This window comes from Mucilaginibacter frigoritolerans, from assembly GCF_007830615.1.
GTDB classification, from domain to species: Bacteria; Bacteroidota; Bacteroidia; order Sphingobacteriales; family Sphingobacteriaceae; genus Mucilaginibacter; species Mucilaginibacter frigoritolerans.
Genome location: NZ_VLLI01000006.1, coordinates 322,718 through 341,703, shown reverse-complemented (window position 1 = coordinate 341,703; position 18,986 = coordinate 322,718). Strand labels below are relative to the sequence as shown.

Annotated in this window: 13 protein-coding genes; 9 read left to right on the top strand and 4 right to left on the bottom strand. The window is 37.5% G+C overall.

The genetic code is table 11. The features are described 5' to 3' along the window. Window positions 1-61: 61 nt before the first annotated feature. Complete coding sequence (locus tag JN11_RS12300; protein ID WP_144912938.1) at window positions 62-3,502, top strand: T9SS type A sorting domain-containing protein; 3,441 nt, start codon at window positions 62-64, stop codon at window positions 3,500-3,502. A gap of 607 nt (window positions 3,503-4,109) precedes the next feature. On the opposite strand, the gene JN11_RS12295 is transcribed toward JN11_RS12300, so the two are convergent. Together JN11_RS12295 and JN11_RS12290 are read right to left on the bottom strand one after the other, a co-directional pair. Continuing rightward, entirely contained in the window at window positions 4,110-4,775 is a 666-nt protein-coding gene (locus JN11_RS12295) for a DUF4136 domain-containing protein (protein WP_144912937.1), read from the bottom strand. A 113-nt stretch (window positions 4,776-4,888) separates the two neighbouring features. Next, entirely contained in the window at window positions 4,889-6,538 is a 1,650-nt protein-coding gene (locus tag JN11_RS12290; protein ID WP_144912935.1) for an NAD+ synthase, read from the bottom strand. A gap of 105 nt (window positions 6,539-6,643) precedes the next feature. Between JN11_RS12290 and gldB the strand changes: the two genes are divergently transcribed. Then, on the top strand, window positions 6,644-7,684 hold the full coding sequence (gldB, locus tag JN11_RS12285; protein WP_144912934.1) for a gliding motility lipoprotein GldB: 1,041 nt from the start codon (window positions 6,644-6,646) through the stop codon (window positions 7,682-7,684). An 80-nt stretch (window positions 7,685-7,764) separates the two neighbouring features. Here gldB and JN11_RS12280 read toward each other — a convergent pair whose 3' ends face one another. Further along, the gene (locus JN11_RS12280; protein WP_144912932.1) at window positions 7,765-7,950 is read right to left on the bottom strand and encodes a hypothetical protein; all 186 of its coding nucleotides are present in this window, start codon (window positions 7,948-7,950) and stop codon (window positions 7,765-7,767) included. Between the two features lie 153 nt (window positions 7,951-8,103). Next, on the bottom strand, window positions 8,104-8,997 hold the full coding sequence (locus JN11_RS12275; RefSeq protein WP_144912931.1) for a DUF4349 domain-containing protein: 894 nt from the start codon (window positions 8,995-8,997) through the stop codon (window positions 8,104-8,106). A 481-nt stretch (window positions 8,998-9,478) separates the two neighbouring features. On the opposite strand from JN11_RS12275, the gene JN11_RS12270 reads away from it, so the two are divergent. Genes JN11_RS12270 through JN11_RS12240 form a run of 7 tightly spaced genes read left to right on the top strand, consistent with a single transcriptional unit; the run spans window position 9,479 to window position 18,983 of the window. After that, the gene (locus JN11_RS12270) at window positions 9,479-10,741 is read left to right on the top strand and encodes a cytochrome c3 family protein (protein WP_144912929.1); all 1,263 of its coding nucleotides are present in this window, start codon (window positions 9,479-9,481) and stop codon (window positions 10,739-10,741) included. A 40-nt stretch (window positions 10,742-10,781) separates the two neighbouring features. Beyond that, a complete protein-coding gene (locus tag JN11_RS12265; protein ID WP_144912927.1) occupies window positions 10,782-13,841 on the top strand; it encodes a TAT-variant-translocated molybdopterin oxidoreductase in 3,060 nt (1,019 codons plus the stop codon). A gap of 25 nt (window positions 13,842-13,866) precedes the next feature. Beyond that, the gene (nrfD, locus tag JN11_RS12260) at window positions 13,867-15,339 is read left to right on the top strand and encodes an NrfD/PsrC family molybdoenzyme membrane anchor subunit (RefSeq protein ID WP_144912926.1); all 1,473 of its coding nucleotides are present in this window, start codon (window positions 13,867-13,869) and stop codon (window positions 15,337-15,339) included. 2 nt (window positions 15,340-15,341) lie between these two features. Next, the gene (locus JN11_RS12255) at window positions 15,342-15,878 is read left to right on the top strand and encodes a DUF3341 domain-containing protein (protein ID WP_144912924.1); all 537 of its coding nucleotides are present in this window, start codon (window positions 15,342-15,344) and stop codon (window positions 15,876-15,878) included. After that, complete coding sequence (locus JN11_RS12250; RefSeq protein ID WP_144912923.1) at window positions 15,862-16,446, top strand: c-type cytochrome; 585 nt, start codon at window positions 15,862-15,864, stop codon at window positions 16,444-16,446. Before JN11_RS12255 ends, JN11_RS12250 begins: the two co-directional genes overlap by 17 nt. A 12-nt stretch (window positions 16,447-16,458) precedes the next feature. Then, a complete protein-coding gene (locus tag JN11_RS12245; protein ID WP_144912921.1) occupies window positions 16,459-17,727 on the top strand; it encodes a quinol:cytochrome C oxidoreductase in 1,269 nt (422 codons plus the stop codon). A gap of 47 nt (window positions 17,728-17,774) precedes the next feature. After that, window positions 17,775-18,983 carry a cytochrome c oxidase subunit II gene (locus JN11_RS12240; protein ID WP_144912919.1) on the top strand — a complete coding sequence of 403 codons (1,209 nt, stop codon included), beginning with the start codon at window positions 17,775-17,777 and terminating at the stop codon, window positions 18,981-18,983. Window positions 18,984-18,986: the final 3 nt, after the last annotated feature.

Here is an 18,986-nt window from a genome sequence, read left to right as displayed (position 1 = left end):
GTGCTTTTAATTGATAAATTATTAGAGGGTAGGCGGCTTAAGCATTTTATTAAAAAAAGCTATGGCTAACCGCGTACTATTAACTCTAATTGTCGTCTTAGGTTTTTCAAACCTGACGTTCGCTGTACCGCTAACATTTGATTGGAATGGAGTTGGAACAAATTGGGCATCGTCCATTTCATGGAATGAAACCGGAGGATTGGGTGATTATCCGGGTTCTGGTGGAAGGACTACTGATATTGTCCGTTTTGGAGTAACCGGTTTGTCATATACCAATCAACCTACATTAACAGCTTCGTTAACAATTGGTTCTATTGAGTTTGGCGGAGGGATCCAGACGAACGGAACTCATATAACGGTAAATGGGGCAACCTTAACGGTTGGTACCATTACACAGGATATTAATACTACCAGCGCCAGCAATACCATATTTGATTATTTACAAGGTACAGGAACTATAAGCGCTGCCTCCATAACAGTTGGTAGCGGCGCCACTACATCCGGAACATTTAATTTTCTCTTATCGGATATTGCTACTTTAAATGTATCAGGTAATGTTACTATTATCTCAAATGTGAATAAGCAAAATGGGTCCGGATTTAGGCTCGAAAATGGTAATATGTACCTTTCAGGGCAGGTTATCTTTACCACATTGAGTGGTATTACCGCATCAAATGCTTCCTATTTCACTATAAATACCGTTGCACAGGCTGGTGGAAATACAACGCCACATTTATATTTATCAAATGTTAACCCTTTGCCTTCTATTCCTACACCAAAGGCATCAGTCAATTTTTATGGTGACCGGGGCGGAACAGGTACCGTGACCTATACGGCTGCGAACCCCGTAATTTATACTACTTCAACTCCAGGATTTGGAACTGGCGGCGGTACCATTGATACAACTAAATCAAGCTACGATTATTTAACTATACAAGGTACAGGTACTGCTACTATTGGAGCAGGTACTACCGTGGGTGCTTTAAAGATAACCGGTGATTTAACAACAGCCAGCCCCACCGTATTTAATTCGTCAGCAGCGACCAATACTTCTATTGGGGGTAACTGGATAAATACCTCTACAGTAACGGGAAGCACAGGCACTACTGCTGTTTCAGGTAATATAACCAATTCTGGCACGATGACATTGTCGTCTGGCAGTACAGATGTAGGGGGCAGTTTAAGTAACACGTCAACATTTACTACAGGGTCGGGTAATTTACAGGTTGATGGCAGTGTATCCAATACGTCTGCTTTAACTCTTTCCAGCGGTAATTTTACTGTACAAGGAAGCTATACCAATTCCGGAACCTTTACGGCAGGATCTGGTGCGGTTAACTTCAGTGGTACATCTGCACAATCGCTTGCAGATAACAGTTCAACAGGTACTACCTTTAATAATGTAAATTTTAGTGGTGGTGGAACAAAAACAATGTCCGGAACCGGGAGTTTTGCGGTTTCCAGTAGCGGTGTACTTACCATGAGTGCAGCTAATACCTTACAGACTGGTGGAATTCTTACTTTAAATTCTGCGAGTACAGGTTCGGCATCGGTTGCAGCAATTCCAGCTACTTCAAGTATTACTGGTACGGTAAATGTTCAGCGTTACATCAGTGGCGGCAGTAATTCTTACAGGGGTTACAGGTTTCTTTCATCTCCTATTTATACAGCAAGCTCAGGCACAAATTTTTATTACAGTTTAGCATATCTCGCAAATTTTGCTCCAATTACAGGTACATCGGGAACTGCAGGTGGCCTAACAAAGGCTGGTAATCCTTCCATGTATTTATATCGTGATAATGTTGTATTTACTAATGCTACTTTTAATACAGGTAATTTCAGAGGTATAAACGCTATAAATAACACACCATCCTATTCAATAGGTATTGATTATGATGGTGCTTTTAACTTACATTCGGGTACTGGTTTCCTGTTTTTTTACAGGGGCAATTTATCCAATATCGCTACAAAATATATAACAACAACGGTAGCAGAACCTAATCTGTTTGTATCAACTGGTACTTTAAACCAGCAGGCGATAACCGTTATCAACTGGTATACCGGATTAGCCACTCTGCAGTATGATTCCATTACAGGGAATGCTGCAACTTATTTAGGATACAACCTGGTTGGTAACCCATATGCAAGTTCAATAGATTGGACTACCTACAGCAAAATTAATTCGCTGGCGGGTATTTATGCACCAGGTGTTAACAGTACAATTTATATTTATAACGAGGTTGCAAAAGTTTATGCAACATATAACGCCGGGTTGGGGACTAATGGGGGATCAAATGTGATACCAAGCGGCCAGGGCTTTTTTGTAAAAGCAAGTGCTGCACTTGCTTCATTAACGTTTAATGAAGCGGCTAAAACTAATGCACAGGTCACTGGCCCAACGCAATCAACAGGAAATACTTTGCTTATGAGTGTTATTAATCCTAATAGCAGAAATAATGCAAATGCCACTACTAATAAAAGCGCTAATAAATTACAATATTTACGATTAGAACTTGCTGCAGATTCTATCAATAAAGAAGAAACAATAGTCCGCTTTGATAATAATGCTCAAAATGGATTTGTAGTAGATGAAGATTCAGAGTATATGATAGGTAATGGCGAGGTAAGTTTATCCAGTATGTCGGCTGATAACGTGCGATTAGCCATAAATGATATTCCTCTGCCAAAATCAAGTCAAACAATTAAACTGAAGGTAACTGCAACTGCAAATGGTCAATATACCATAAGCAAAACAGAGCTTAATAATTTGCCCGCACTGTTTGATGTTTGGTTGATGGATGCTTATATGAAGGATTCTTTGGATATTAAGCATAATTCAACTTATAAATTTAATATAAATCGGGCAGATACTAATTCTTTTGGGGGTAATCGCTTTAGTTTAGTAATTCGCCAAAATCCTGCATTAATGGTTCACCTTTTAAGTTTTGGTGCGACAAAAGCAGTTACCGGCGATCTTATTTTATGGACAACAGAAAATGAAGCCAATTACACTAATTTTACTGTTCAAAGAAGTGTAAATAATGGTAAAACGTTTGATGCTATTGGAAGTTTTACCTCAAATAGTTTAAGCACGTATAACTATTTAGATAGAGCACCCGTTAAAGGGGTTAATCAGTATCGCTTAATGATGGAAGATTTAAATGGAAATATAAGCTATTCAAGTGTTGTTACTATACTGTACGACAATGCAAACAGTGTAGCCAACAATCCAATAAGCATTTATCCTAATCCGGCAAAGGGTACACTTAATTTGCAAATAACACCGATAAACAGTTCGAATTCATCTACTGTTACAACAACAAATGCTGTTTACGGAATAAAGATAATGAGTACATCTGGCGCACTGGTTAAAAGTGTTACAACTACACAACTAAGCTGGCAAGCTGATATTAGTAATCTGCTTCCGGGAACTTATGTAGTGCAGGTGGTTAATAATAGCAATGAAAGTGTAATAGGTAAGGGGACGTTTATAAAGCTTTAGTTCAGATTTTAGCACCATTTTTTTAGCCAGCTGCTTTTTAGGAATCTAAACATCAGCATGCAATATTAAATAATATTAAAATTATAAAAGTGAAGTAGATAGCGACTCTTCTTATTGGAATACAATAATTGAATGATTTGTTTTCTAATAGCTGTTTTTCAGATTATTGTGTTGTTTCCGAAGTTGTGTTTTTTATGTTAAAATATTACTTAATACATATTATATTAAAATAATATAACACATATTTAACAGTATTTTTTAAAATATGTGTTGATTTTCAGATAATAATGTAAAAGATAAATTGTATATTTGTGTCATTGTATGTCTAAAACCCAGGTTGTTATATGCGAATAAAAATATTTTTTAGCGCGCTGTTTTTATTGATGCTTAGTTCAGTGTTGACGTATGCCCAAACATCACCGGGTGGGCCGTGCGCATTTACGGATCCTGATAATAGTTGCCCGTTAGATACATGGGTTATCGTGTTAGCATTTGTAGCAGTGTTGTTCGCAGCTTTGCATTTAGCACGTAAACAAAAATCCCCTCTGAACAATTCAGAAGGGATTCAGTAAACTTTTATATCTGATATTTATTTGAACAAGTGCTTTTATATAGAAGCACTTGTTTTGTAATATTCTCTGGATGGCATAAGTTGTAATTGATTAAGTACGCCTGTTACCACTTTCGGTAAATCATCAATATTCTTTTGCGGGTCTTTATGTACTTCGCCAACCCCAAATCCTCTCCAAACTATTTTGCGGGTATGTGTATCTATCAGGTCTATTATTAAAGTGCCTTCTTTGTAGTGCTCTTTTTCAGCATAAGTCAAACCGCCGTAGTAAGCAAATGGTGCACCGTAATAGTTATAATAGGGTCTGTAATAACCACCCCAGCCCCAGCCGCCCCAGCCAAAACCTCCACCGAATCCCCATCCCCAACCAGGATAGCCTCCATAATATGGTGAATAATAATTAGTGCGGGTACCTCTGCCAACAATAGTGGTGTAATTCACAACCAGGTCAGGATTTTTCTGACTTAGTCTCAATCCTTTTGAAACCAGTTGGGTTGTTGCTGCATCTTTTATCTTCGCATCAGCGACTACACTCCCGTCAATTTTTTTATCATCCTTATTACCCTGGGGCATCCAGGCAAAGGTATGATAACCGCTCATGTTAGTTTTGTTGATGGCAGCAGTATAATAATCATAGCTTGTACATGCTGAAAGTCCCGAAATTATCAGGAACGTAATTGCTAAATAAATTGACCTTTTCATATGTTAGTTTCGTTTGTATTAATCCTTCAATATTACTTAGACAAATAAAAGCTGAAAGGTTTAATTACTAAATGTAATTATTTTAATTTTTTTATTCAGCAAAATTCATGCTATTATGATAAATATTTACCTACAATTGGCATGCGCCTACCCATTCCGAATGCTTTAGGTGAAACGCGTAAAATAGGAGGGGTTTGGTATCTTTTATGCTCGGCTAAATTAACCAACCTTATTACCCGCCTAACTGTTTTTTCGTCATAGCCCATTTTAATAATAGTAGCTGATGATGAACGCCCTTCAACGTATTCAGCAATAATTTTATCCAGCACATCATACTCTGGTAATGAGTCGGTATCTTTTTGATTAGGTCTTAACTCCGCTGATGGTGGTTTAATGATAGAGTTTTCCGGAATAATTTCCCTGTCCTTGTTAATATGCCTTGCCAGCTCAAAAACCTGAGTCTTATAAACATCGCCTATAACTGAAATGCCACCGCACATATCGCCGTATAAAGTTCCGTAGCCAACCGCAGCTTCGCTTTTATTTGAAGTATTTAATAATATATATCCGAATTTATTACACATTGCCATAAGCAATACGGCTCTGCTTCGAGATTGTATATTTTCTTCGGCAATGTTAAATGGCAGGCCTTTAAACTGCGGACTTAATGTTGCTTCAAACGCATTAGTTATATCCTTAATGGCAATAGTTTCATGCATGCAACCCAGGTTTTTTACCAAATCTTCAGCGTCTTTTATAGAGTGGTCGCTTGAAAAGCGGGAAGGTAATAATACAGCCATTACATTTTCTGGTCCAAGGGCCTCGGCCGCCAAGGCACAAACTACAGCAGAATCAATCCCGCCTGATAGGCCTAATATGGCCTGTTTAAAACCGGATTTATAGAAATAATCTCTTATGCCTAATATAATTCCGCGGTGTATCTGTTCAATATCGCTTTGTTTTTCTTTTCTTAAGGTTGATGGATGCTCAAAAGTGATAGTTGCTTTTTCGTTAAGGTTGTAGTAAGCGATACTTTCTTCAAAATAAGGCATCTCATCAATAAGCTTCCCGGTATTATCAAATACTAATGATCCTCCGTCAAATATTAATTCGGTTTGTGCACCAATATTATTTACGTATAATAATGGCAGATTATACCTCTTTGCGTTATCGCTCAAAATTTCAATACGCTCCTCATCATGGTTATAGGCAAAAGGCGATGCGGCAATATTGATCATTACATCCGGCTTTTCTTCAATCAAAATATCCATAGGCCGGGTTACATATAAAGGATTTTCAATGGTATTCCATAAATCTTCACATATAGTTAAAGCTATGCGATGTCCCTTAAAATCAATGCAGCTAAATTCTGTTGATGGTTCAAAGTATCGGTATTCATCAAAAATATCATAGTTAGGAAGCAATGCTTTATGGGCAATGGCTTTTACTTTTCCGTTTTCAATAAAATAGGCAGAATTAAAAAGTTCTTTACCTTCATTTTTATCATTAGGTGTAGGCAGGCCTATAATGCAGGCTATGTCTGTACATTCGGCTGCTATTTTTTGTGCCGATGTTTCGCAAAGTTCTATAAACTCATCAAACTCCAAAAAATCACGAGAAGGATAGCCACATACACATAATTCAGCAAAAACAACCAGATCTGCACCGTTTTTACGTGCAATTTTAATATGGTCAATTATTTTAGCAGTGTTTGATTCAAAATTTCCAATATGATAGTTAAGCTGGGCTAACGCGATCTTCATTATACTAATAGATTTTTGTTCAGAATACCTAAACTAACGATTCAAATGTTACGTTTAGGGTGTTAAACTCAAATAAAAAATTAATTTTGCCCAAAGGGATAAAAAATGACCATTTTAAACAAAACCAAGCAAATTTATTTATTTTTTTCAATCAGCCTCTTACTTACTGCCTGTGGGCACAATAAAAAGATTGATGTTAGTAATATTCCTGTTGATGTAAAAATTGAGCGCTTTGATAAAGAGTTCGATTCCTTAAAAACAAAGCCAATGGGGCCTCAGACTGCTTATCTTCAAAAAAAGTATGGCCCGTTTTACCATGATTTTATAGCCCTGCTTATACAGGATCAGGATATTAATGTTAAAGATACAGCTTACTTTAAGCTATTGCGTCAGGTTTTTGCCACATCTGCTTATAACGATTTAAAACACGATGTAGATTCAGTTTATTCGAATATTGACAAGCCACAGGCAGATTTGACTGATGCTTTCAGGCACATTCGTTATTATTTCCCACAACAGAAGCTGCCCAAAATATATGCATTCTATTCAGGCTTTGAGGCACAAACCACTGTTGGCGATGGTTACATAGGCATCGGGCTCGATTTATTTTTAGGAGCAAACTCCAGATTCTATCCGGCATTAACAAAAGCCTATCCTCATTATTTATCGCGTAATTTTAATTCAATCAATATAGCGCCACGCGTTGTTGAAGGCATGGCGCGCGAGGATATGTTTCCGGAAAGTGATAGCGCTAAATCGCTGCTTTCAAAAATGATTTATAACGGGAAGATTATGTATTATATGGATCAGATTTTTCCTGACATGAATGATACTACCAAAATTGGTTATACCGGTGCCCAGTTAAAATGGTGCCAGCAGTTTGAATCGAACATATGGGCTTACTTTTTAAATGAGAACCTTTTGTATGAAACTGATTATCTTAAAATTCAGAAGTATTTAACCGAAGCGCCGTTTACTCCTGGCTTGGGCGAAAAAAGTGAATCGGCACCAAAACTTGCTATATGGACAGGATGGCAAATTATACGTAAGTACATGGAAAAGCATCCTGATACTACATTGCCTCAATTAATGGCAATGACTGATGCCCAGAAAATATTGAATGAAGCTAATTATAAGCCTAAATAAGGCCATGAAAAATTAAGAGCAAATAAAAAGAGCATCTCTGGTTATCAGAGATGCTCTTTTTTGTATTTTTTAGTTTGAGTTTATTTCAGAATAGCGAATACAGCTTTAAGTGCTATACCTACACCAATAATTAGTAAAATGTTAGCTATTATGGTGCTGTAGTGAAAATCAGCAAAACGTAGGTAAACGCCTGCTAACCCTATAACAATAGCTACAACTATTAATTTGTAATGACTTTCTGCGTTGGCATTTTCTGTTGATTCCATTGTTTGCAATTTTATTTTAATGTGCAGCAAAAATATAAATGTTTAGGGAAAAATGAATATTGATTTATATGTTTTTTACGATAACACATTAATTAGTCTATTAATACAAATTAATGTGACTGTTTAAAATCACTTTAAGACAACAAGTGCCGGTTAGTTTTTTGCAAGTGCAATAGTTTTCTTTTTCTTGTAATATCTAACAACTAGCCAAGCACCGGCTCCAATTGGGATCAGAATCCAAAGGTTTGCAATAAGCACAAATACATCAACAAACACATCCCAACCATTTTCAATGGACATGCTTAGTCGTTTGCTAAATGGTAGATTATAGGCTGAAAGATTATCATTCGCAATAAGTTCTTTGTTAATGATGTTGTTTTCATAAAAACTTAAAGTTATGGTACTATTTTTAACAGAGTCGTCAATTTTACGGTTACCAATTTGCTGGTCAACCATACTGTTTTTTAATGCCAGTAAATTATCGGGATCTTTTGCATTGCTCTCCCCATTCTTTTGCTGGCCTATTAGCTCATATTGGTTTTTGAGTTTAAGTTTGGTTGAAAGATATTCCAATGATTTATCTGTAATATCCATCTTGCTTTTGTTAATGTAAATGCCCATATGGGTTACCTGCTCCACAAAATTTTCCATATTTCCCGGTGGAATCTTTACCGTCATATCATCACTAATACTTAAAACGGTAACCCGCAATAAAGAATCATTGCTTTTTTGAATATTTACGCTATCGCTTGTTGTGGAATGTATATAGTTATGTATAACCGTTCCGTTAAGGCTTGTTGTTAAAGTGGCAATACGTTCGCTGGTTTGTTGTACGTTTTTTACCTTAAAACGTATATCGGCCGTTTTTACTAGTTTAGTATTATTCGGTAGGCTATCACTTTTCGGTGTTAAACTTTTTTCTTTTGTAAAAGAGGCAGATTCGGTAGAAACTGAATCAGCAGTTTCACTTGAACTTTTACTTTTCCCTTTGCATGCACATAGCAATCCCAGGCCCGCTATTAGCGGAATTAAAAATTTTGTTTTCATGATGTGTTTGTTTGGTGGTTTTTATATTGATACCTGCAAATACAAAAAGGTAACCCTTGTGGGCTTTGAATGTCAAAATGTTATGAAGAGGAATTGAATACTATTTTATAAATTTGATTTAATAAGTTATTGAGTAAAATAACTATTACAAAAAAATCAGTCTGGTGTAACAATTAATAGTTCGATCTTGTTTTTCATAGAACCTGATTGAACATTCGGCTTAATACAACCTATTAACTTTTTGACATTGTTGGTTTTATGATTTTGAATGTGTTTTACCTGTAAATAGTGATCATAAAATCAAATTTAAAGGCCTATAATGTATTATTTAGAACAATTATAAATTAGATATTGCTGTCATTTATTTGTCAGTGATACTGTAATAAATTATACTTTTGTGACTGAAAATTTCGGATAAAACAAGCATTTCTTCGTGAATATCAATCTTTAACAATAAAATTATTTAGTATAAATACACTTTATGAGGAGTTTCTCATTGATTTTTAAACAATTCTCAAGGTCGGTTTTACTGATTGCCGGTTTTGCTTTTCTGGGATTCTCAGCTTATGCGCAGGGAGATGCCGCTAAGGGTGAGGCCATTTTTAAAGCCAAATGTACAACGTGTCACAAGATAGACTCTAAGCTTATCGGACCGGCATTAGGCCCAACAGTTACCGACGAAACCGACGACAAATGGTTAACTCATTGGATTGAGAACAACCAGGCATTAATTGCAGCCAAAGATCCAAAGGCACTTAAAATTTACAACGAATACAACCAATCTGGTATGACTGTGTTCGGCGAGCTGACCGATGGCGATGTGGCTAATATTTTAGCTTATGTCCGTACTACATGGAAAACCATGCAGGCTGCTCCTAAGCCTGGCGCTGGTACACAAGTTGCAGCAGAAACCGGCCCGAGCGATTTGGTTATCTATGCATTAATTGGTGTAATTGTTCTGGCCATTATTATTATATTGGTGTTGAACAAGGTAATTGCCACACTTGAACGCTTATTATCTAAAAATAAAGATTTTGTTTTTGAAGATGAGGCTGTTGAGGTGGTTGCAGTTGACCGCTTAGCCGGCATCAAGAAATTAGCCAAGAATAAGAAGTTTGTTTTCTTTGCATTACTATGTGGTACTTTAGCATTAGGCAGCTGGACATGGGTTACCATGTGGAACACTAACGTTCACCAGGGTTACCAACCGGTACAGCCTATTAAATTCCCGCATGATTTGCATGCCGGCGCAATGAAAATTGATTGCCAGTATTGCCACTCAGGTGCATACAAGTCAAAAAATGCATCAATCCCTTCATTAAACGTATGTATGAACTGCCACAAAGTTGTTAAAACTGAGTCGCCAGAGATACATAAGATTTATGATGCTTTGGGATATGATCCGCAAACACAAAAATATGACAGCACAAAAGCAAGGCCTATTCAATGGGTGCGTATCCATAACCTGCCTGACTTTGCATATTTCAATCACTCACAACACGTAAAAGTTGCTGGTTTAAAATGCCAAACTTGCCACGGTCCTGTTCAAACCATGAAAGAGGTTTATCAGTATAGCCCGCTAACCATGAAATGGTGTATTCAATGCCACAAGCGTACCGATGTTAATACAAAAGGTAACGCTTACTATGAAAACATGATAGCTGTGCATGACCTTATTAAACAAGGCAAAAAGGTTTCTGAAGCAGCAATGGGTGGTATTGAGTGCGGTAAGTGCCATTATTAATAATTGATTAAAACGTAGCATTACAGTTTATTTAGCTTAAATGGATAGCAATAAAAAATACTGGAAAGGTTTAGAAGAGCTGAACAAAACCCCTGAATTTGTTGAATTAAACAAAAACGAATTTGCGGAGCCTATTCCTATTGAAGATGTTTTAACCGGTGGTGGTCTTGGTGGTAGAACACCTCGCCGCGACTTTTTGAAAGCACTTGGCTTTGGCGTTGGTGCTGTGACACTGGCCGCTTGTCAGAAAGTGCCTGTACATAAATCAATACCTTATTTAATTAAACCGGAAGATGTTGTTCCGGGTGTGCCAAACTACTACACTTCAACTTATGAAGGAAATGCTATTTTGGTTAAAACCCGCGAAGGTCGTCCAATCAAAATAGAAGGTAATCCTAATGACCTTTTATCAAAAGGTGGTGTTAGTGCTCAAGCACAAGCATCAGTGCTTGACTTGTATGATGTAAACCGTTTAAAAAATCCGTTAAAGGATGGAGCTGATTTAAGCTGGAACGGTGTTGATGAATTTGTTAAAGCGGAACTTGCTGCAATCAAAGCATCAGGAAAAGCTATTCGCATTATTACTTCAACCATTAGCAGCCCGTCATCATTAGCAGTTATAGCTGATTTTGTTACTCAATTCCCTACTACAAAACATATCAATTATGATGCGGTATCTTATACCGGTATCATTCAGGCTAATCAAAATAGTTTTGGTAAAGCAGTATTGCCGCACTACAATTTTGATAAAGCAGATGTAATTGTAAGCTTTGGTGCTGATTTTCTGGGTACATGGATTTCTCCAGAGGAATTTACCCGTCAGTACGTACAAAATCGTAACAGCAAATCACTGCAAAACAAAAAAATGTCACGCCACATCCAGTTTGAAACCGGAATGAGTCTGACAGGTAGTAATGCAGATGTACGCATACCTATTAAACCTTCTGAAGAAGGACCTGCACTAATTGCATTATACAATGCCGTTTCAGGTTCAACTTTACCAGGTACTAAAAAATTAAGCAATTCAAATGCTGAAAAAGCAATTGCAATTGTATCAAAAGAATTAATTGCAGCTAAAGGCAAAGCCTTGGTGGTTGCAGGTTCAAATGATGTGGCTACCCAGGTATTGGTAAACGCTATCAATTCCCTGCTAGGAAGTTATGGTACTACTATTGACCTTGAAAACCCATCATATCAATATGCTGGTAACGACGCTGAGTTTGTTGAGTTTGTAAACGAGCTGAACAGGGGTGAAGTAGGAGCCGTATTTTTCTTAAACGCTAACCCTGTTTATGATTACTTCAAGAGCCAGGATGTAGTTAACGGTTTAAAGAAAACCCGCTTAAAAGTTTCTTTCTCTAACTTCAGTGATGAAACTGCTTCATTATGTAACGTTATTGCTCCTGCTAGTTACTACCTTGAATCATGGGGTGATAACAATGCTTTAGAGGGATACTATACTATACAACAACCGGCAATTAACCCGGTTTATGATACGCGCGAAGCAGAACATAGCTTCCTTGTATGGTCTGATAACGCTACAAAAGATTATTACTCATACGTAAAAAATAATTGGGATAAAAACCTGTTAGCTAAAGGCGGATTAAGTGGCCAAAGCGGATGGGAATCATTATTGCAAACAGGCTTTGTAAAAGTTGCTGATAAACCAGCAGGCTCTTATACTTTTAGCCGCGATTTAAATGCAGTAGCCCAAACTATATTAGATCATAGCACTGCACTTACTACCGATGGTGGTAAATTTGAAGTTCAACTTTATCAATCAGTAGCAATGCGTGATGGTAAACGTGCAAACAACCCCTGGTTACAGGAATTGCCAGACCCGGTTTCAAAAGTAACCTGGGATAACTATGCTGCAATGTCGCCAAGCGACATGAAGAAATTAGGTTATCAGGGAGGTGATGTTATTAAGGTTGATGCTAATGGTTATTCAGTAACCTTACCTGTGTTATCACAGCCAGGTCAAACTCAGGGTACTATTTCTGTGGCTGTAGGTTACGGACGTACTAAAGTTGGTCCTGTGGGTATCAATGTTGGTAAAAACGCATTCCCTTTCTTTAGCCTGCGTAACGGAACATTCCAAACCAGTGCTGTTGCAGTATTAACTTCAACTGGCGAAAATTCGCCATTGGCTCAAACGCAAACACACCATTCAATTGAAGGTCGTAACAGCATTATTAAAGAAGCTACCTTTACTGAATACCTGAAAAATCCAGCTGCTGGCAGCGGAAAAGAAGGTGGTGATCACAAAGATTATAACGAGAACAGCCTTTTCTGGCAAAAATATGATCACCCTCAGTACAACTGGGTGATGGCAATTGACTTAAATGCTTGTACAGGTTGCGGCGCTTGCGTTGTTGCTTGTAATGCAGAAAATAACGTTCCTGTGGTAGGTAAAGACGAAGTTAGACGTCGTCGTGAAATGCACTGGATCCGTATTGACCGTTACTATAGCTTTAATGACAATGGCGAAACTAGTGTTACCAAAGAAACTGAAATAGCAAAACTGGAAGACCTTGACCACGTTAAGGTTGTTTACCAGCCAATGCTTTGTCAGCATTGTGAACACGCACCTTGCGAAACTGTTTGCCCGGTATTGGCAACTGTTCACTCAAGCGAGGGTTTAAACCATATGGCTTACAACCGTTGCGTAGGTACACGTTATTGCGCTAACAACTGTCCTTATAAAGTACGTCGTTTTAACTGGTTCAATTACTGGAACGATTCTCGCTTTGATAACTACCTGAATAACGAACATACCCAATTAGTATTGAATCCTGATGTTACCACTCGTTTCCGTGGGGTAATGGAAAAATGCTCAATGTGTATTCAACGTATCCAGGCTGGTAAATTAAAAGCTAAAATCGAGAAACGCTCTTTAAAAGATGGTGATATAAAAATGGCTTGTCAACAAACATGTTCTGCAAATGCTATTGTGTTTGGTAACAGCAATGATCCTGACTCTGAAGTATCAAAAGCACTAAGAAGCGAAAGAACTTATTATGTTTTGGAAGAGTTAAACGTGCAGCCAGGTGTTGGTTACCAGACAAAAATTAGAAATATATCTGAATTAGAGGCTTAATTAATTACAAGAGAGATTATAAAATATGGCATCTCATAGTGAATCAATAATAAGGGAACCGTTAATTACGGGTAAAGACATCACGTATGCAAAAATTACGAACGATGTATTACGTCCCGTAGAAAATATGCCCGGTAAAGCGTGGTGGATAGGTTTTACTGTAGCTTCTTTAGGCGCTTGTTTATGGGTATTTGCAGTAAGCTATACTTTCTGGTACGGTATCGGATCATGGGGTTTAAATAAAACAGTAGGCTGGGCCTGGGATATCACCGGTTTCGTGTGGTGGGTAGGTATTGGTCACGCTGGTACACTTATATCGGCTATCTTGTTGTTGTTCCGTCAAAACTGGCGTAACTCCATTAACAGGTCTGCTGAGGCGATGACAATCTTCGCGGTAATTTGTGCCGCTACTTACGTAGTATCACACATGGGCCGCCCATGGATGGCTTATTGGCCGTTACCACTTCCAAACCAATTCGGATCATTATGGGTTAACTTTAACTCACCACTGGTATGGGACGTATTTGCGATATCAACTTACTTCTCTGTATCATTAGTTTTCTGGTACACTGGTTTGTTACCTGATTTAGCTACTATTCGTGACCGTGCAACTGGTATCCGTCGTAAAATTTACTCTGTTTTATCATTCGGCTGGACTGGTTCGGTTAAAACATGGCAGCGTTTTGAAACAGTATGTTTGATTTTGGCAGGTATTTCAACACCACTTGTATTATCAGTACACACTATTGTATCAATGGACTTTGCTACATCTCTTGAACCGGGATGGCACACTACTATATTTCCTCCATATTTCGTTGCGGGAGCTATCTTCTCAGGGTTTGCCATGGTGCAAACATTGTTACTGGTAACCCGTAAAGTATTAGGATTAGAAAACTACATTACTATGTTCCACATTGAAGCGATGAACAAAATCATCCTTCTAACCGGATCAATTGTGGGTGTTGCTTACTTAACAGAGTTCTTTATCGCTTACTATTCTGGCGGAGAATACGAGCAATATACATTCTTAAACAGGTTTATCGGTCCTTACTGGTGGGCAGGTTGTATGATGTATGGCTGTAACGTACTAATGACCCAGTTAATGTGGTTCAAAAAAATCAGAACAAACATCCCTGCTTCATGGGTACTATCAATTGTAGTAAACATCGGTATGTGGTTTGAACGTTTTGTGATCATTGTAGTATCATTACATCGCGATTATTTGACATCAAGCTGGGCTATGTTTTATCCAACCTGGGTTGACGTAAGTATATTCATCGGATCGATAGGTTTATTCTTTACCATGTTCCTATTGTTCATCCGTGTATTACCTTCAATAGCAATGGCCGAAGTAAAATTAATATTGAAGAGTTCAAGTGAACAGGCTAAGAAAAAATTAATTGAACACGGTCATCTTGATGGCGAACAGGTAGAGTTTTATAAAGAATCATTAACCAAGTTTGACAGCGTAGAGATTACTGATTACCAAAAAGCATAAAAATGAGCAGCACCAAATATATTTTAGGTCTTTTTGAAGATCCCGATGAATTGATGCACGGGATTGATACACTGCAAAAAAACAGTGTTCCTATTTACGATGTGTACACCCCAATGCCTATACATGGTATTGAGAAAAAACTGGGAATAAAGGATTCACGCCTTGGTTATGCAGCCTTTATGTTTGGCTGTTTAGGTGGAACAACCATATTTAGCATGGCATATTATATGTTAGTGCAAGATTGGCCTATGAACATTGGTGGTAAACCTGCCTTTGCAATTCCGGATTTTGTTCCAATCACTTTTGAATGGACAGTGTTATTCACCGCATTTGGTATGGTTGCTACCTTCTTTTATGCAACGCATCTTTTCCCAGGCCGTACGCCAAGAGTAATGGATTACAGAGCTACTGACGACAGGTTTGTTATAGCTATTGATGCTAAGGGAAATATTCCACATGACGATATCACTAATTTATTAAAACAAGCGGGAGCTGTAGAAGTAAAGCATAACGATAGAAAATATGTTAGCTATGAATAAAATAAAAATATTGGGCACAACGGTTATCGTTATCGCTGCAACGATAGTTATATCATCTTGCAAGGATAAAAGAAGTACCGGTTGGGAATACGCTCCCAATATGTATGAGCATATTGCGTACGATCCGGATCAGAAAAATGATAACTTTAAGGATGGTAAAACTGCACAGGTTCCACCAGCGGGTACCATTCCGGTAGGTTTTGTGAAGTTTGATTATCCTAAAACAAAAGAAGGATATGAGTTGGCGGGTACTGAAGTAAAAAGTCCACTTCCACAAACACAAGCAAATTTCGCCGACGGAAAGTTGTTATTTGCACACTTTTGCTCACCATGCCACGGTCTTAGCGGCCAGGGTGATGGTTTAGTTGTACAGCACGGGTATCCTGCTCCTCCATCATATTCAAAAGGGCAGTCATCACGCGGCGGTGCGATGAAAGATCTTACGGACGGTAAAATTTATCATACTATTACTTATGGTGTTAACGCAATGGGTTCATATGCTTCACAGCTAGAACCAACCGAGCGCTGGAAAGTAATAATGTACGTTCACCATTTACAAACTTTATAAGCTAATTTTTTGATGAAGACTTCTCATAGTTTCGACGGGCAATTTGAATTTCAGGGCAAGGCCAAAACCTGGAGCCTGGTAATGATCGCAATTGGCGTAATTGGGATATTAGGTGGTTTTTTTACAGGTAATGTTGAACGCACTTTTGCAAATCTGTTATTAAATGGATATTATTTTGCCTGCGTTTGTATTTGCGGTATATTCTTTTGCGCAGTACAATATGTGGCACAGGCCGGTTGGTCAGCGTCGATCCTCCGTATTCCACAAGCCTTTGCAAAAACATTGCCATTCGCAGCCGTTGTATTATTGGTAATTATTGGCTGTGGATTATTCTTTACACATTCAGGTCCCAATGATGAAGGTAAGCAAACCGTTTTACCTTATTTATATAAAGTTTGGGCACTTAAAGGAGTTACCACCCCGGGCAACGCTAATTACAATTCAGTTATAGCTGGTAAGTCAGGATATTTAAATGTCCCTTTCTTTTTAATAAGATTATTAATTTATTTAGGTAGCTATAGCCTTATAGGCCGTATGCTGGTTAAATATTCCAATAATGAAGATGAACTGGGCGGTATGTTTAATTACAATAAAAGCTTTAATGCATCAGTATTGTTCCTATTAATATTTGGTTTTACTGTTCCTTTATTTGCTTTTGATACCATCATGTCATTAGAAGCACATTGGTTCTCAACCATGTTTGGCTGGTATAACTTTGCAGCTCTTTGGGTTAGCGGTTTATCTGTAATTACTTTAACCATTATTATTTTAAGAGAGAACGGTTATTTAGAATGGGTTACTGAAGATCACCTTCATAACTTAGGTCAGCTAATGTTTGGTTTCTCTGTTTTCTGGACATATTTATGGTTTGCACAATTCTTGCTAACCTGGTACGCTAACTTACCTGAGGAAGCTGCCTATTTCTACAAAAGATGGGAGCCTCAATTTAAACCATGGTTCTGGTTAAATATTATTGTTAACTTTTTAACACCATTGTTAGTGTTGATGTCTCGCGACTCAAAACGTATGGTAAAGGTATTAAAGGTAGCTTGTATCATTTTGATCTGCGGTCACTGGTTAGATTATTTCCAAATGATTATGCCGGGAACAGTAGGACCATTATCAGTTTGGTACCATGAAATAGGCCCTATTGAAATATGTGCATTTATTGGGTTTGTAGGTTTGTTTACATTTGCAATGCTTACTTCTTTAAGTAAATTTAAATCGCTTGTTCCTAAGAAACATCCGTTACTTGAAGAGAGTCTTCATCATCACATATAATAATTGTTATTTTTGCACTAAATAAGGAATACCAAACAAACATTAAAATGGGATTCAAAAAATTAATAAATTCTAAAAAAATAGTTACGCTTTTATCAATGTTTTTGCTTTTGGGCACTAACATGTTAATGGCACAGGATGTTGCAACTGCACAAGGTACTTCAACAGCTACATCTCCTGACTCTGCGGATAAAAGTGGTATGTGGACAAGTGTTGGATATTATTTCCTGCTTTTCCTGGTTGCTGGAGTTTGTATCGTTATTCTTGGTAAAATTTTAAAGGTTTATGACCTTACCCAGAAAATGCAGGGTAAAAAAGGCATCAATTGGAATAACATTATGGGCTTTGTCTGCATTATCTTTTTAATTGCAGGTTTATATGGTGCCGTATGGTCATTAACTGAACAAGGAAGCATGACATTGCCTGAAGCAGCTTCTGTGCATGGTGTTGATACTGATAATATGTTCACCGTAACAGCCATTTTAACATTAATAGTATTTTTTATTACCCAAATACTGTTGTTTGGTTTTGCATTCGTTTATCGTGGATCTGATAAGCGTAAAGCATATTATTTACCGCATAACAATACCATCGAAAAAATATGGACTATTATACCTGCAGCGGTACTAACTGTGCTGGTTGTATTCGGATTTTTTACATGGCAAAAAATAGAAAACAGCACTGAGGTTAAAGGTGATTTAAATATTGATGTAACCGGTCACCAGTTTGCATGGGAACTACGTTATCCAGGTAAAGATGGTGTACTAGGTTCACTAGATTATAAACTTACCAATGCTAATAATAAGCTAGGTATTAATTTTAAAGATCCTAAAAGTTTGGATGATTTACAAGCTGATACGCTAGTAATACCTGTTAATAAATCAATCAGGTTAAATATACATGCTCAGGATGTAATCCACAGCGTTTATATGCCTCATTTCCGTTTACAACAAAATGCTGTACCGGGATTACCTACCTTCTTTAAATTTATTCCAACCATAACCACTGCAGAAATGCGGGTTAGAACTGATAATCCTAAATTCGAATATCTGCTTTATTGCAACAAAATATGTGGTGGAATTCATTATAACATGCAGAAAGTTGTTCGTGTAGTAACAGCTGAAGAGTATCAGGATTGGATTGCTAAACAAAGACCATATTTAACTGACAAGTTAAGAACAGAATTAAAATTAGCAGCAAATAAGTCAACCTCTGCTCCTCAGGCAGCAGCAAACAGGTTAGCGTTAAACAATTAATAT

Bases quoted from the DNA above. Each gene is read 5' to 3' on its own strand.
- JN11_RS12300 (WP_144912938.1), top strand. From the start codon at position 62: ATGGCTAACCGCGTACTATTAACTCTAATTGTCGTCTTAGGTTTTTCA.
- JN11_RS12295 (WP_144912937.1), bottom strand. From the start codon at position 4,775: ATGAAAAGGTCAATTTATTTAGCAATTACGTTCCTGATAATTTCGGGA.
- JN11_RS12290 (WP_144912935.1), bottom strand. From the start codon at position 6,538: ATGAAGATCGCGTTAGCCCAGCTTAACTATCATATTGGAAATTTTGAA.
- gldB (WP_144912934.1), top strand. From the start codon at position 6,644: ATGACCATTTTAAACAAAACCAAGCAAATTTATTTATTTTTTTCAATC.
- JN11_RS12280 (WP_144912932.1), bottom strand. From the start codon at position 7,950: ATGGAATCAACAGAAAATGCCAACGCAGAAAGTCATTACAAATTAATA.
- JN11_RS12275 (WP_144912931.1), bottom strand. From the start codon at position 8,997: ATGAAAACAAAATTTTTAATTCCGCTAATAGCGGGCCTGGGATTGCTA.
- JN11_RS12270 (WP_144912929.1), top strand. From the start codon at position 9,479: ATGAGGAGTTTCTCATTGATTTTTAAACAATTCTCAAGGTCGGTTTTA.
- JN11_RS12265 (WP_144912927.1), top strand. From the start codon at position 10,782: ATGGATAGCAATAAAAAATACTGGAAAGGTTTAGAAGAGCTGAACAAA.
- nrfD (WP_144912926.1), top strand. From the start codon at position 13,867: ATGGCATCTCATAGTGAATCAATAATAAGGGAACCGTTAATTACGGGT.
- JN11_RS12255 (WP_144912924.1), top strand. From the start codon at position 15,342: ATGAGCAGCACCAAATATATTTTAGGTCTTTTTGAAGATCCCGATGAA.
- JN11_RS12250 (WP_144912923.1), top strand. From the start codon at position 15,862: ATGTTAGCTATGAATAAAATAAAAATATTGGGCACAACGGTTATCGTT.
- JN11_RS12245 (WP_144912921.1), top strand. From the start codon at position 16,459: ATGAAGACTTCTCATAGTTTCGACGGGCAATTTGAATTTCAGGGCAAG.
- JN11_RS12240 (WP_144912919.1), top strand. From the start codon at position 17,775: ATGGGATTCAAAAAATTAATAAATTCTAAAAAAATAGTTACGCTTTTA.